The sequence below is a fragment of the Dactylosporangium sp. CA-052675 genome, from assembly GCF_050947935.1.
GTDB lineage: Bacteria > Actinomycetota > Actinomycetes > Mycobacteriales > Micromonosporaceae > Dactylosporangium.
Window position 1 is genome coordinate 2,078,038 of sequence record NZ_CP192010.1, and the last position, 13,060, is coordinate 2,091,097.

The window sequence follows — 13,060 nt, forward strand, 5'->3', positions numbered from 1 at the left end:
ACGCGGATGTGCGCCATCACGTCCGACCCCGCCACGGTGCGCAGGGCGTTGTGCGCGAGCGCGAACGTGCAATGCGGCTGGTCGGCTGCGACAGGGCGCGGATGTGCGGGTTGGGTGTGCGCGAACGTGCGGCGGGGTCGGCGGAGTGGAGCAGTGCGGGGTTCTTGCGCAGATGTGCGCTGTCGTCTGTGCGAATCGTCAACGGGTCAGAGTCGTGCCGGAGCGCGCAGGGGTTCCGGCAGCAGGTCTCCGTGGGCGTTCGTCAGGTCGTCGCACAAGGACCAGATCTGGTCCACCGTCAGGGTCGCGGCCGTGTTCGGGTCGACCATCGCGGCCTGCCGGACCAGGCGCGGGTCGCCGGTCAGGGCGGCCTGCACGGTCAGCTCGCCCACGCTCACGAAGCCGCGGTTGACCGCCGCGCACTGCGGCGGCAGCGCGCCCACACGCTCGGGGTGCAGCCCGAGACGGTCGACCGTGCACGGTACCTCGACGCCGAAGCCCTCCGGCAGATTGCTGATCAGCCCGCGGTTGGCCACGTTGGCGTGGATGCGCCGCAGGGTGCCCGTCTCGATGCTGTGAATGATCTGCGGCGCGTACTCGGTCGCCTCCCGGTGCAGATCCAGCGGCTCGCCGGCGAGCACCGCGGCGCGTGTCGTGGCGTAGTCCGCCAGGTTCGCCTCGCTGATGCGCACGTACTCGCCCACGGGAATGCGCAAACGCGCGATCTCGGCGTCGTGGTGGAGGTACCAGGGCACGTACTCGGCGGAGTGCTCGCTCGTCTCGGTGGGGAAATAGCCGAGGCGGCGGTACATGTCCATGCGCACGCGGCGGCGCAGCTCGGGATCGCCCGACAGCCGCTCGTCCAGCCGCGGGTAGAGGCTCTCGCCCCGGTGCTCCCACCGCAGCAGCCACGCCTGGTGGTTCACCCCGGCCGCGCGGTAGTCCACCTCATCGAGCGGTACGTCCAGCAGCGCGCACAAATCGTGCACGGTCCAGAAGACCGAGTGGCACAGGCCCGCCACGTTCAGGTCGGGCGCGATCGCGGCCAGGTACGCGACGTTCATCGCCATCGGGTTGGTGTAGTTGAGTAGCCACGCGTCCGGGCAGAGCTCGCGCATATCAGCCGCGATCCCGTCGAGTACAGGGAATGTGCGCAGGGCGCGAAAAATGCCCCCGACGCCGACGGTGTCACCGATGGTCTGGCGCACTCCGTACTTCGCCGGTAGCTCAAAGTCACGAACTGTCGCAGCGTGCATCCCGACCTGGATCGCGTTGATAACGTACCCAGCGCCCGAGAGTGCGGCCCGCCGATCCAGCGAGGCCGTGATCACGGGCGATGCGCCGAGCTGCTCGGCGGTGCGGCGGGCGATCGCCTCGGCCGTCTCCAGCCGCTCGGGATCAATGTCGTGCAGTGCGAGGGTCACGCCGCGCAACTCGTCGAAGGACAGCAGGTCGGCGAGCAGTTCGCGAGTGAACACCACACTGCCGGCGCCGAGGAACGCGATCACAGTCATGGACGGGATTCTCGGCAGCACGTGCACACTCGCACAAGGTATCGTCGCGATTCGCGCGCAAGTGAACTATCTTCACTGCGCGTTTGATCATCAGACCGGAGCTGGAAATGACCCAGAGTTCGCTGCGCCGGGCCGACCGCGTGTCGGCCATCCTCGACCGGGTGTCGCGGGAGGGGTCCGTCGACGCGGCCGTCCTCGCCGAGGAGTTCGAAGTCTCGCCCGCCACCATCCGCCGCGACCTGCAGGTGCTGGAGGAGCAGCGGCTCGTCTCGCGCACGCACGGCGGCGCGGTGGCCGTGGACATGGCCTACGAGCTGCCCGTCCGGTACCGAACAGGCCAACATCGCGACGAGAAGGTCCGCGTCGCCCAGTGCGCCGCGGGGCTGCTGCCGCACGGACAGCTGACGCTCGGGCTCAGCGGCGGCACGACCACGCTCCTGCTGGCCCGCCTGCTCGCCGTCCGGGTCGACCTCACCGTCGTCACCAACGCGCTGAACATCGCCTCCGAGCTGGTGCTGCGGCCCCGGATCAAGCTCATCATGACCGGCGGCGTCTCGCGCACCCAGTCCTACGAGCTCGTCGGGCCGATCGCCGAGGAGGCGCTGCGCGGGCTCAACATGGAGATCGCGGTCATCGGCGTCGACGGGATCAGCGCGCGGGGCGGCCTCACCACCCACGACGACGCCGAGGCGCACACGAACCGCGCGATGCTCCGCCAGGCCGACAAGGTCATCGTGGTCGCGGACGGCTCGAAGGTCGGCCGTGTCTGCCTCGCGCAGATCAGCCCGCTCGACTCCGTCACCACGCTCATCACCGACAGCAGTGCCGACCTGGACCAGGTCGAGGCGATCCGCCGCACCGGCACCGCCGTGGTGGTGGCGGGTTGAGCGCGCCGGTGCGGCTGCTGGTGGTCGGGGCCGGGCAGCGGGGCACGTGGTACTCGCGGCTCGCCGCGCAGACCGGACACGCCGAGATCGTTGCGGTCGCGGAGGCCGATCCTGCGCGCCGCGCGGCGTTCGCGCGCGAGTTCGGACTGCCGGAGGTGAGCGTGTTCGACAGCTGGGAGCGGCTCGCCGGCCGGGAACGGCTCGCCGACGCGGCGATCGTCGCCACGCAGGACGCGATGCACGAGGAGCCCACGGTCCTGCTGGCCGCGCAGGGGTACCACCTCATGCTCGAGAAGCCGATGGCGCCCGAGGAGCCGCCGGCGCGCCGGATCGCCGAGGCGGTCACCGCGGCCGGCGTGATCGCGGCGGTGTGTCACGTGCTGCGGTACACCCCCTACACGGCCGCGCTGAAGGAACTGCTCGATGCCGGGCGCATCGGCCGGATCGTGAGCATCCAGCACCTCGAGCCCGTCGGATGGTGGCACCAGGCGCACTCGTTCGTGCGGGGTAACTGGCGCAGCGCGGCGGTGTCGTCGCCGATGCTGCTCGCCAAGGCCTGCCACGACGTCGATTGGCTGCTGTACCTCGTGGACGAGCCGGTCCGCCGGGTCAGCTCGTTCGGCGGGCTCGCGCATTTCCGGGCCGACCAGCGACCCGCGGGGGCCGCGGACCGGTGCCTTGAGTGTTCGATCGAGCCGGAGTGTCCGTACTCGGCGCCGAAGCTCTACTTCCCGCTCGTGGACGCGCAGCCGCCGAGTGAACCCGTGCACTGGCCGCTGTCGGTGGTCTCGGCCGAGGCGAGCACGGCGGCGGTGACGGAGGCGTTGCGGACCGGGCCGTACGGCCGCTGCGTCTACGCCTGCGACAACGACGTGGTGGACCATCAGGTGGTGGCGATGGAGCTCGCCGGGGGCGGGACCGTGTCGCTCACGATGACCGCGTTCACGCCGGCCGAGCATCGCAAGACGCGCATCTTCGGCACCCACGGCTACATCGACGGAGATGGACACTCGATCCGGCTCGTCGATTTCCGCACCGGCGCGGACGAGACGGTGAGCGTCGCCGCCGGCGGGTCCGGGGACCACTCGGACGGCGACGCCGGGCTGATCTCGGCGTTCGTGGCCGCGGTGGCCGCGGGCGACGCCGGGCTGCTGCGCTCGGATGTGCGCACGAGTCTTGCGGGTCACCAGGTCGTCTGGGCCGCGGAGGAGGCCCGCCGCACCGGGACCGTCGTGTCGCTGCCCTAGCCGCGAACAGTCCGCGGCGCGCATTCCGTCACACCGCTCGATCGTCGGCGACCGGTGCGCGAGTTTGTCCGTATGAACAAGCCCGCGCACTGTCGTGGTGGTCGGCCAGGCAGCACAAAGCGGTCCGCGCGTTTGCGCGAATGAACGGGCCCGCGCACCGATAGTTCGCCGAGCCGCCGATCAGCAGCGAACTGTCCGCAGCACGCTAATGTCAGCAGCCCAGCGTGCGCGGCGCGCTCAAAAGATCGGCAGCCAACCGTGCGGCGCGCTCAGGAGGTCAGGAGCGGACCGTCCGCAGCGCCCCTATGTTGGCAGCGAACCGTGCGCGGCTCGCTCAAAGTTCGGCAGCGAACCGTGCGCGGCTCGCTCGAAATCAGCAGCGGACCGTGCACAGTGCGCTCAGGAACTGTGCCGGCTGGCTGAACGCGCAGAAGTGGCTCGCGCCGTCGATCAGGACGAGTTCCTTCTGCGGCGCGACGACCTCAGCGAAGTACTCCACCGCCGGCTCGGTCAGCGTCACCACGTCCCGCGCGCCCTGGAAGAGGTAGAACGGCACGTCGAACGAGGTCCCCAGCGCGCGGGCGTCCCACCGCATGAACTGCTCGAACATCAGGTCGCGCGACTTGCCGAAGCCCTTGAGCCAGGCCGACACGTCGGCGAGGGAGTAGTCCGGCTTCGTCAGCAGCAGCTTGAACAGCGTGGTCAGGGCGGCGTTGCCGGTCGTCGGGTCGGTGCCCATGCTCCACTGCATGCGGGTACCCCAGCTCTTCACGTCCCAGGTGCGCGGGTCGGCGTCGAGGCGCTCCAGCGCCGCCACGCCGCGCCGGTTGCCCGCCGCGCGCAGTCGTTCGATGGTGTCCACGCGGCCCTTGCGCTCGTTCTCGACCATGTTCACGTAGAAGTCGGTGCCGACGTAGGCGCGGAACAGGTCGGGGCGCCGCCGCACCATCGGCAGGCCCACGATCGTGCCCATCGAGCCGGCCATGAGCAGGATGCGTTCCTGGCCGAAGTGCTGCCGCAGGTGCTCGGCCACCTCGATGCCGTCCTCGACCATCAGCTCGAAGTCCAGCTCCTCGGGGCGCAGGCCGTTGCGGCGCAGAGTCCGGCCCGCGCCGCGGCGGTCCCAGTGCACGACCGTGAAGTGCCGCTCCCAGGCGCGCAGGACCGGGGTGAACACCGAGTACGGCGAGCCCGGGCCGCCGTGCACGACGAGCAGCACCGGGTTGGCGCGGTCCTCGCCGCGGATCTGCAGCCACTGCTCGACGCCGCCGATGGTGACGTAGCGGCCCTCGACCACGCCGTTCGGCGTGTCGATGCGCGCGTCGTTCGCGCGCTGGTGCTTGCGGACGGCGCGGTAGGCGAGCGGCGCGGCGGCGACGGTGGCGGCGGCAGCGACGGCGGTGATGGCGGTGATGGCGAGCGCGGACATGGTGGGCCTCCCCCGATTGGTGGTGCCGGATTTCGGCTTGGTGGTGCACGGCGTCGACGTGGCGGTGTGCCGAGTCGGTGTGGTGGTGCCGGATTTCGGCTTGGTGGTGCACGGCTTCGACGTGGCGGTGTGCCGAGTCGGTGTGGTGGTGCCGGATTTCGGCTTGGTGGTGCACGGCGTCGACGTGGCGGTGTGCCGAGTCGGTGTGGTGGTGCCGGATTTCGGCTTGGTGGTGCACGGCGTCGAGCTGGCGGAGTCGGCGGCGATGCCGTGGTGCCGTGGTGCCGTGGTGCCGTGGTGCCTGGCTTCGACGCACCTGACTGTACAGAAGTATGAGACAAATGTACAAGACAAAATTTTCAGACGTATGCTTCAGACATGGGTAACCGGGAGAAGCTGCTCGACGGGGCGTTGCAGTGCCTGCTCGAGAAGGGGTACGCGGCCACGACCGCGCGGGACATCGCCGGTGCGGCGGGCGTGAGCCTGGCCGCGATCAACTATCACTTCAGGACCACGGAGGCCCTGCTCAACGAGGCCCTGCAGCGGGCGCTGGAGCAGTGGGGCGACGAGATGGAGCGGGCCCTGCACGGGGCCGCGGACGTGGCGAACCCGGCCGAGCGCTTCGAGGCGGTGTGGGCGAGCGTGATCGCCTCGGTCACCGCGAACCGTCCGCTGTGGACGACGCAGTTCGAGGTGGTCACGCAGCTGGGGCGGCAGGCGGAGCCGTCACCGGCGTGGGCCGAGGCGCAGGGGCAGGCCCAGGCCGGGCTCGCCGCGCTGTTCCACGGCATCGACCCGGAGGCGGAGCCGGAGCTCGCCCGGGTGATCGGCGGCTTCTACCACGTGCTGCTCACGGGTGTCGTCGTGCAGCACCTGGTGCTGCCGGAGCAGGCGATGAGCGGCCGGGACCTGGCCTTCGCCCTCCGCGACATCAGCCGGCGCCTCGCCCGGAAGCAGTGACCGCGAGGACGGGCGCCCACAAGACCAGAAGACAGAAGCTCAGGGGACCAGAAGGCAGAAGTCCCAGAAGGCCAGAAGGCAGAAGTCCCAGAAGGCCAGAAGGCAGAAGCCCCAGGAGGCCAGAAGGCAGAAGCCCCCAAAAGGCCAGAAGGCTAGGAGAACCGGGATCAGGGCTGGTTCAGGTGCAGGTAGCCCCGGTGGATCGCCGGCAGTGTGGTCTCGTGCGGGAACGGTGACTTCGCCGCGAGCCGCTCCGGTGGCGCGCCGTCCGCGTCGCCCTCCCGGATCAGCCAGGCGAGCGCGGCGAGCTGCTCGTGCTGCGCCGCCATGAACCGGCGTGTCACCACGGACCCGTGGCCGGGCACGACCTGCGTCTGCGGGCCGATCTCGGCCAGGAGGGCGGCCACCGTGTCCGGCCACTCCAGCGGGAAGGCGTCGTCGAACTGGGGTGGCCCGCTCTGCTCGACGAGGTCGCCCGCGACGGCGACGTCCGCGTCGGGTACGAGCGCCACGAGGTCGCCGATCGAGTGCCCGCGGCCGTAGTGGCGCAGCCGCACCGGCCGGTCGCCGAGGTCGAGGTCGGCGGCGGTGCGCACGAGCCGGGTCGCGGGCGTCGGGGTGACGGCCGCGAGGTCGGCGGCCAGGTCGGGGTGCTCGTGCACGGCCCGGTCGCGCAGGGCCGGCCCGACCAGCCGGGCGGCCTCCTCGTGCGACCAGATCGGGCAGCCGCCGGCGGCGAAGACCATGTTGCCGAAGCAGTGGTCGAAGTGGTGGTGGGTGTTCACGACGAGGACCGGCAGCGGCGTGACGCGGCGGACCGCGGCGAGCAGGTCCCGGGCCTGCGCGGCGGTGGAGAGGGTGTCGGCGACGAGGGCCGCCTCGCCGCCGACCACGAGGGTGGCGTTCACGTCGAGGACCGGGTGGCGCAGCACGTGCACCCCCGCGGCGATCTCGCGCAGCACGGTCATAACGACGCCAGGAACCGCGCACGGTCGACGATGACCCGCTCGACGCGCCCCTCCGCCACGACCTGTCGGCCGTCGCGGACCACGATCTCGAACGTGAGGCGGCGGCCGTCGGCCTTGGCCAGGCGGGCCTCGGCCACCACGCGGCCGCCGATCGGGGTGGCGGCGCGGTGCTCGAGGTCGGCCCGGGTGCCGACGGTCGTCCAGCCGGGTGGCAGGCGGCTCGCGGTGGCGCCGACGGTCGCGGCCTCGGCCAGGGCCAGCACGCGCGGCGTGGCCAGGACCGGGACGTCGCCCGAGCCGAGGGCCTGGGCGGTGTCGGCGTCGGTGACCGTCAGCTCGACGCGGGTGACGGCGCCGACCCAGGAGGCGGCATCGACCGTGGGGCGCTCGCTCGGCTGCATACCCCCAAGACTAGCGACCGCGGTCATTGCCCGGGTGCGGGAAATCCGAACGCCGGCGCCGCGGGCGGCTCGGGCTCCGGCGCCGCGGGCTCCGGCGCCGCAGGCTCGGGCGACGGTGGCGCGGGCGCCGCGGGCGCCGCGGGCGCCGCGGGCGCCGCGGGTGGCGCGGGCGACGGTGGCGCGGGCGCCGCGGGCGCCGCGGGCGCCGCGGGCGGCGCGGGCGCCGCGGGTTCCGCGGGTGGCGCGGGTGGCGGTGGCGCGGGCGCCGCGGGTGGCGCGGGCGACGGTGGCTCGGGCGCCGCGGGCGGCGGGGCGGCCGCGGCCAGGCGAGCCGCGAACGTGTGGCGCGCGGCCCGGGAGCGCGCGGCCAGCTCGCCGGCGAGGCGGTAGGCGTCCCCGGCGTCGCGCAGGCGGGCGGTCGCGGCCAGGCCGCCCGCCGTGTCCACGGTCACCGTCGCCAGCGACAGCGCGCGCTGCAGCGGCCCCTGCACGACCCGCACGCTCTGCACCCGCGCCAGCGGCACGGCCACGAGCTCGCGGGTGAGGACGCCCTCCCGCACGACGACCACGTCGCCGGTCACGGCCACCCCGATGCGCGACCACGACCAGGGGCCGAGCCACCGGGCGCGGCGGGGCGGGCGGCTCACGGGCAGCGCGGTGACGTCGACGGGGGCGGCGATGACGGCCTCAGCCAGTACCGAAGCAGCCACCGATGCGGCGTCGGAGGCCGCGGCGACGGGCACCAGCGTGCCCGCGCGCAGCCGCTCGTCGCCGTCACCGCCGTAGCCGGCCACGTCCATGCGCGCCCGGGCCCAGCCGGCCGGGCGCCACAGCAGCGGCCAGGTCAGCTTCACGCCCTGCACGCGCCGCGGCGGCACCGACTGGCTGCGCTTGTTCAGCAGTCCCTGCCGCACGCGCAGGGCCGCGGTGTCGTCGGCGATGCGGAAGTCCCACTCGTCGAGCACGCGGCGCACCGGCACCTGGAAGACGCCGAGGAACGCGGTGACGGTGCTCGCCACGCCGATCAGGGTCCAGTCGGGGTGCGCGAGCGCCGGCCAGATGACGAACGCGGCGCCGACGGGCACCGCGAGCAGCTGCGGGGTGAGCACCTGGGCGAGCAGCAGCCGGCGGTTGTCCACACCGAACAGCGGGCGCTCGTCGTCGGGGGCGGCGGGCGCGGCCCCGGTCGCGAGGCCGAGCAGCCAGGCGCGGAGCTCGGTGGCGCCGGCGACGGTGAGGTACGCCAGCGGCGCCTCCGCCTTGCTGCCCCCGATCACCTCGAGGCGCAGCTCGGCCAGGCCGAACACGCGGGCCAGGGCGGGCCGCACGACGTCGATGGCCTGGACCCGTTCGAGCGGGATGGTCCGCACCCGCCGCGACAGCAGGCCCTCGTGGACGCGCAGCTCGCGGCCCACGACCTCGAACCCGGTCACGGCCCACACCACCGCCGAGACGAGCACCGCGCCGACGAGGATCACGACCATGGCGATCAGCCAGTGCAGCAGCCCGAGGTCGGACAGGCCGCGCCAGGAGACGGCGACGGCGGCCAGGGCGACCAGTTTGGCCCCGCGCACCAGCGGCGTCAGCGGGTGCAGACGCTGCCGCGGCAGGGTCAGGGGCTCGGTCACAGACCCTCTTCCCGGATCTCGCCCAGGGCGGCGAGCCGGTCGCGCAGCCGGGTGGCCTCGGCGGCCTCCAGGCCCGGCACGGTGGCGTCGCTCGCCGCGGCGGCCGTGTGCAGGGTGACCGTGGCCAGGCCCGCGGCGCGCTCGATCGGCCCGGCGGTCACGTCGACGAACTGCATCCGGGCGTACGGCACGATCGACAGCCGCCGCACGAGCAGCCCGTGGCGGACCAGCAGGTCCTCGGCCCGCTCGGCGTAGCCCCAGGCGCGGATGGACCGGCGCAGGAACACCGCGCGCAGGGCGCCGCCGGCGACGATCGCCACGGCCGCGGCGTAGCCCCACGCCGACCACAGCACGGCGGCGACCAGGGCGGCGAGGGTGAGGATCAGCACCCAGACGCCCAGGACGGCGAGGCGGACGAGGTAGTACCGCGCCGAGATCGGCCGCCACTCGACCGTGTCGGGCCATGGGCGCAGCGGGTCGGGCGCGACCGGAGCGTTCACCCCTCGAGCGTAGTGGTCTCGCGCAGGAAACCGCGCACCGCGAGGAACTCGCCGAGCGAGGCCCGGTGCTCGTCGCAGGCCAGCCAGATCTTGCGCCGCTCGGGCGTGTGCAGCTTGGGATTGTTCCACAGCAGCTGCCAGCGGGCCTCGGAACGGCAACCCTTCGCGGAGCAGATCATCTCGTCCACGCCAAGAGTGTGAGCGCCGGGCGGCCACGGGGGAAGCCGCCCGGCGACGGGTGAATCGTACCCACTGCGGTACGGGTGGTGTCCAGTCGTCGCGCCCGGCCGGTGACGAAAATCCCCCGAATCGATAGCCACATATGCGATATATCGGGCCAAGGTGGCGGGACGGCAACTCCCAGTAGGCTCTCAGGAGCATCGGATCGCGATCGGTCGCCGCGCCGTGCGACGCTAGGTTGACCGGCGTTAGGTTTGTTCCGACGTTAGGTTGACTGGGAAGTACAAGCGCGCGCGTGGAGGACCGGTGACCCAGCCGAACAACCCTGTCTCGACCCCAGCTCAGGACGCGACCGTGCTCGAACGGGCGCTGTTCGAGGTCAAGCGGGTGATCGTCGGCCAGGACCGGATGATCGAGCGGATGTTCGTGTCCCTGCTGTGCCGTGGCCACGTGCTGCTCGAGGGCGTGCCGGGCGTCGCCAAGACGCTCGCCGTGGAGACCCTCGCCCGGGTCGTCGGCGGCACCTTCTCCCGCATCCAGTTCACCCCCGACCTGGTCCCGGCCGACATCGTCGGCACCCGGATCTACCGGCAGTCCAGCGAGAAGTTCGACGTCGAGCTCGGGCCGGTGTTCGTGAACTTCCTGCTCGCCGACGAGATCAACCGCGCGCCCGCGAAGGTGCAGTCGGCGCTGCTGGAGGTCATGGCCGAGCAGCAGGTGTCGATCGGCGGCGAGACCTACGACGTGCCCCGCCCGTTCCTGGTGATGGCCACCCAGAACCCGATCGAGCAGGAGGGCGTCTACCCGCTGCCCGAGGCCCAGCGCGACCGGTTCCTCATGAAGATCCAGGTGGGGTACCCGACCGACGCCGAGGAGCGCGAGATCGTCTACCGGGTCAGCGTGAAGACCCCGGAGCCGGCCGCGGTGCTCACCACCCAGGAGCTCATGGCGCTGCAGGACAAGGCCGACGACGTCTTCGTGCACAACGCGCTCGTGGACTACGCGGTGCGGCTGGTGGTCGCGACCCGCGCCCCGGCCGAGCACGGGCTGGGGGACATCGCGCACCTGATTCAGTACGGTGCCAGCCCCCGCGCCTCGCTCGGCATCGTGCGGGCGTCGCGCGCGCTGGCCCTGCTGCGCGGCCGCGACTACGCGCTGCCGCAGGACGTGCAGGACATCGCCCCCGACATCCTGCGCCACCGGCTCGTGCTCTCCTACGACGCGCTCGCCGACGACATCCCGGCCGACGACGTCGTGCGCCGGGTGCTCGCCGCCGTGCCGCCGCCCACCGTCGCGCCCCGCCAGCAGGCGACCACCGCCCCCGCGGGCCAGCCGGGGCAGCCCGGGCAGCCGGGGCAGCCGGGTCCGGGCGGCACGACCACGATCACCACGTGGCCGGGTCGGTGAAGCTTCACGGCGGCACCGGCCTGGACGACGCCCGGGCGGAAGTCGTGCTCAACCGCATGCAACTGCTCGTCACGCGCAAGCTCGACGGGCTGCTGCAGGGTGACTATCTCGGCCTGCTGCCCGGGCCGGGCACGGAGGCGGGGGAGTCGCGGGAGTACCGACCGGGCGACGACGTGCGCCGCATGGACTGGCCGGTCACGGCGCGCACCACGCTGCCCCACGTCCGCCAGACCGTCGCCGACCGCGAGCTGGAGACCTGGCTCGCCGTGGACCTGAGCGCCAGCCTCGACTTCGGCACCGCGCAGTACCTCAAGCGCGACCTCGCGGTGGCCGCGGCGGCCGCGGTGGCGCACCTGACCGTGCGGGGCGGCAACCGCATCGGGGCCGTCGTCGGGACCGCCGACGACCTGACCCGCCTGCCCGCGCGCCCCGGCCGCAAGGACGCCCAGGGGCTGCTGCGCACGATCGCGCTCACCCGGGGCCGGCCCGGCCGCGCGGACCTCGGCGCGCTCATCGACATGCTCAACCGGCCCCCGCGCCGGCGCGGCCTGGCCGTGGTGATCTCCGACTTCATGACGCCGCCGGAGCAGTGGGCGCGCCCGCTGCGCAAGCTCGGCGTGCGCCACGACCTGCTCGCCGTCGAGGTCGTCGACCCGCGGGAGCTGGAGCTGCCCAACGTCGGCGTCATCGCGCTCGTGGACCCGGAGACGGGCCGGATGCACGAGGTGCAGACGGCCGACCCGAAGCTGCGCCACCGCTACGCGCACGCGGCCGCCGCCCAGCGGGCTGAGATAGCCTCGGCCCTGCGCGGCGCGGGCGCGGCCCACCTGCGGCTGCGCACCGACTCCGACTGGCTCCTGGACATCGTCCGGTTCGTCGCGGCCCAGCGACACGCTCGAACTCGAGGTACGACCCGATGATCCGTCTGCTCTCGCCGTGGTGGCTGCTGGCCCTGATTCCCGTCGCGGGCGTCATCGGCATCTACATCTGGCGGCAGGTGCATCGCCGCGCGTTCGCGGTGCGCTTCACCAACGTCGACCTGCTCAGCAGCCTGGTGCCCAAGGGCATCGGCGCGCGCCGGCACGTCAGCGCCGCGGCGTTCCTGCTCAGCCTGGTGATCCTCGCCTTCGGCCTGACCCGCCCGTCGGTCGACACCAAGGAGCCGCTGGAGCGGGCCACGATCATGCTCGCCATCGACGTGTCGCTGTCGATGCAGGCGACCGACGTGGCGCCGACGCGCATCGACGCGGCCAAGGCCGCGGCCGTCGACTTCGTCAAGCAGCTGCCGCCGAGCTTCAACGTCGGGCTGGTCTCCTTCGCCAAGACCGCGAGCGTGCTGGTCTCGCCGACGAAGGAGCGCAACTCGGTGATGCAGGCCATCGAGGGCCTGACCCTGCAGGAGTCCACGGCGACCGGCGAGGCGGTCTTCACGAGCCTCGACGCGATCCGCACGGTGCCCGCGGACGGCGCGGCCGGCCCGCCGCCGGCCCGGATCGTGCTGCTCTCCGACGGCTTCCGCACCGCGGGCCGCTCGCTGGAGGACGCGTCCGCGGCGGCGTCGGCGGCCAACGTGCCGGTGTCGACGATCGCCTTCGGCACCGACGAGGGCGTGGTGCGCATCGGCAACACGCCGCAGCGGGTCCCGGTCGACCGGCCCTCGCTGCAGAAGGTGGCGGAGGTCACCAAGGGGTACTTCTACGAGGCCGCCAGCAAGGACGAGCTCAAGCGGGTCTACTCGGACATGGGCAGTTCCATCGGCTTCCGCACGAAGCCGCGGGAGATCACCCAGTGGTACCTCGGGTTCGGGTTCCTGCTGGCGCTGTGCGCGGGCGGGCTGAGCCTGCTGTGGGGCTCGCGCCTGCCCTAGTGGGCGCCGACGAGGTAGAAGAGCGCGGCCACCCAGGCGGCGGCCAGGAAGAAGCCAACGGGCGCGACGAAA

General features: G+C 72.7%; 14 protein-coding genes. 7 read left to right on the forward strand and 7 right to left on the reverse strand.

The window, feature by feature from the left end; genetic code table 11:
• Positions 1 to 206 precede the first annotated feature (206 nt).
• Positions 207 to 1,541, reverse strand: coding sequence for an alpha-glucosidase/alpha-galactosidase (locus tag ACQP1P_RS09345; protein ID WP_433085020.1), 1,335 nt, complete (start codon positions 1,539 to 1,541; stop codon positions 207 to 209).
• An 80-nt stretch (positions 1,542 to 1,621) separates the two neighbouring features.
• Here ACQP1P_RS09345 and ACQP1P_RS09350 point away from each other — a divergent pair, with 80 nt between their 5' ends.
• Together ACQP1P_RS09350 and ACQP1P_RS09355 are read left to right on the forward strand one after the other, a co-directional pair.
• The gene (locus ACQP1P_RS09350; RefSeq protein ID WP_433085022.1) at positions 1,622 to 2,401 is read left to right on the forward strand and encodes a DeoR/GlpR family DNA-binding transcription regulator; all 780 of its coding nucleotides are present in this window, start codon (positions 1,622 to 1,624) and stop codon (positions 2,399 to 2,401) included.
• The gene (locus tag ACQP1P_RS09355) at positions 2,398 to 3,648 is read left to right on the forward strand and encodes a Gfo/Idh/MocA family protein (RefSeq protein WP_433085024.1); all 1,251 of its coding nucleotides are present in this window, start codon (positions 2,398 to 2,400) and stop codon (positions 3,646 to 3,648) included. Before ACQP1P_RS09350 ends, ACQP1P_RS09355 begins: the two co-directional genes overlap by 4 nt.
• A 373-nt stretch (positions 3,649 to 4,021) precedes the next feature.
• Here the strand turns inward: ACQP1P_RS09355 and ACQP1P_RS09360 are convergent, their stop codons facing one another.
• Positions 4,022 to 5,077 carry an alpha/beta fold hydrolase gene (locus tag ACQP1P_RS09360; protein ID WP_433085026.1) on the reverse strand — a complete coding sequence of 352 codons (1,056 nt, stop codon included), beginning with the start codon at positions 5,075 to 5,077 and terminating at the stop codon, positions 4,022 to 4,024.
• Here ACQP1P_RS09360 and ACQP1P_RS09365 point away from each other — a divergent pair.
• Positions 5,061 to 5,558: a hypothetical protein gene (locus ACQP1P_RS09365; RefSeq protein WP_433085028.1), complete on the forward strand. Its 498-nt coding sequence runs from the start codon at positions 5,061 to 5,063 to the stop codon at positions 5,556 to 5,558. The two genes, ACQP1P_RS09360 and ACQP1P_RS09365, sit on opposite strands and share 17 nt — an antisense overlap.
• Positions 5,456 to 6,037 (forward strand): TetR/AcrR family transcriptional regulator, encoded by a 582-nt coding sequence (locus tag ACQP1P_RS09370; protein ID WP_433085030.1) that lies wholly within the window; start codon positions 5,456 to 5,458, stop codon positions 6,035 to 6,037. Before ACQP1P_RS09365 ends, ACQP1P_RS09370 begins: the two co-directional genes overlap by 103 nt.
• A gap of 167 nt (positions 6,038 to 6,204) precedes the next feature.
• On the opposite strand, the gene ACQP1P_RS09375 is transcribed toward ACQP1P_RS09370, so the two are convergent.
• Genes ACQP1P_RS09375 through ACQP1P_RS09395 form a run of 5 tightly spaced genes read right to left on the reverse strand, consistent with a single transcriptional unit; the run spans position 6,205 to position 9,713 of the window.
• Positions 6,205 to 7,005 carry an MBL fold metallo-hydrolase gene (locus ACQP1P_RS09375; RefSeq protein WP_433085032.1) on the reverse strand — a complete coding sequence of 267 codons (801 nt, stop codon included), beginning with the start codon at positions 7,003 to 7,005 and terminating at the stop codon, positions 6,205 to 6,207.
• Positions 7,002 to 7,406, reverse strand: coding sequence for a thioesterase family protein (locus ACQP1P_RS09380; protein ID WP_433085034.1), 405 nt, complete (start codon positions 7,404 to 7,406; stop codon positions 7,002 to 7,004). The genes ACQP1P_RS09375 and ACQP1P_RS09380 overlap by 4 nt, the downstream gene beginning before the upstream one ends.
• 23 nt (positions 7,407 to 7,429) lie before the next feature.
• The gene (locus tag ACQP1P_RS09385; RefSeq protein ID WP_433085036.1) at positions 7,430 to 9,034 is read right to left on the reverse strand and encodes a PH domain-containing protein; all 1,605 of its coding nucleotides are present in this window, start codon (positions 9,032 to 9,034) and stop codon (positions 7,430 to 7,432) included.
• Positions 9,031 to 9,534 carry a PH domain-containing protein gene (locus ACQP1P_RS09390; RefSeq protein ID WP_433085038.1) on the reverse strand — a complete coding sequence of 168 codons (504 nt, stop codon included), beginning with the start codon at positions 9,532 to 9,534 and terminating at the stop codon, positions 9,031 to 9,033. Before ACQP1P_RS09390 ends, ACQP1P_RS09385 begins: the two co-directional genes overlap by 4 nt.
• Complete coding sequence (locus ACQP1P_RS09395) at positions 9,531 to 9,713, reverse strand: acetone carboxylase (RefSeq protein WP_433089933.1); 183 nt, start codon at positions 9,711 to 9,713, stop codon at positions 9,531 to 9,533. The genes ACQP1P_RS09390 and ACQP1P_RS09395 overlap by 4 nt, the downstream gene beginning before the upstream one ends.
• Before the next feature lie 271 nt (positions 9,714 to 9,984).
• Between ACQP1P_RS09395 and ACQP1P_RS09400 the strand changes: the two genes are divergently transcribed.
• Genes ACQP1P_RS09400 through ACQP1P_RS09410 form a run of 3 tightly spaced genes read left to right on the forward strand, consistent with a single transcriptional unit; the run spans position 9,985 to position 12,988 of the window.
• Positions 9,985 to 11,121, forward strand: a complete 1,137-nt coding sequence (locus ACQP1P_RS09400; RefSeq protein WP_433085040.1) for an AAA family ATPase — start codon at positions 9,985 to 9,987, stop codon at positions 11,119 to 11,121.
• A gap of 56 nt (positions 11,122 to 11,177) precedes the next feature.
• The gene (locus ACQP1P_RS09405) at positions 11,178 to 12,041 is read left to right on the forward strand and encodes a DUF58 domain-containing protein (RefSeq protein ID WP_433089935.1); all 864 of its coding nucleotides are present in this window, start codon (positions 11,178 to 11,180) and stop codon (positions 12,039 to 12,041) included.
• Positions 12,038 to 12,988 (forward strand): VWA domain-containing protein, encoded by a 951-nt coding sequence (locus ACQP1P_RS09410; RefSeq protein WP_433085042.1) that lies wholly within the window; start codon positions 12,038 to 12,040, stop codon positions 12,986 to 12,988. The genes ACQP1P_RS09405 and ACQP1P_RS09410 overlap by 4 nt, the downstream gene beginning before the upstream one ends.
• Positions 12,989 to 13,060: the final 72 nt, after the last annotated feature.

What these genes read in the sequence shown, in the direction of transcription:
- ACQP1P_RS09350 (WP_433085022.1), top strand. Translation starts at nt 1,622, where the DNA reads ATGACCCAGAGTTCGCTGCGCCGGGCCGACCGCGTGTCGGCCATCCTC.
- ACQP1P_RS09365 (WP_433085028.1), top strand. Translation starts at nt 5,061, where the DNA reads ATGGCGAGCGCGGACATGGTGGGCCTCCCCCGATTGGTGGTGCCGGAT.
- ACQP1P_RS09360 (WP_433085026.1), bottom strand. Translation starts at nt 5,077, where the DNA reads ATGTCCGCGCTCGCCATCACCGCCATCACCGCCGTCGCTGCCGCCGCC.
- ACQP1P_RS09370 (WP_433085030.1), top strand. Translation starts at nt 5,456, where the DNA reads ATGGGTAACCGGGAGAAGCTGCTCGACGGGGCGTTGCAGTGCCTGCTC.
- ACQP1P_RS09375 (WP_433085032.1), bottom strand. Translation starts at nt 7,005, where the DNA reads ATGACCGTGCTGCGCGAGATCGCCGCGGGGGTGCACGTGCTGCGCCAC.
- ACQP1P_RS09380 (WP_433085034.1), bottom strand. Translation starts at nt 7,406, where the DNA reads ATGCAGCCGAGCGAGCGCCCCACGGTCGATGCCGCCTCCTGGGTCGGC.
- ACQP1P_RS09395 (WP_433089933.1), bottom strand. Translation starts at nt 9,713, where the DNA reads ATGATCTGCTCCGCGAAGGGTTGCCGTTCCGAGGCCCGCTGGCAGCTG.
- ACQP1P_RS09405 (WP_433089935.1), top strand. Translation starts at nt 11,178, where the DNA reads ATGCAACTGCTCGTCACGCGCAAGCTCGACGGGCTGCTGCAGGGTGAC.
- ACQP1P_RS09410 (WP_433085042.1), top strand. Translation starts at nt 12,038, where the DNA reads ATGATCCGTCTGCTCTCGCCGTGGTGGCTGCTGGCCCTGATTCCCGTC.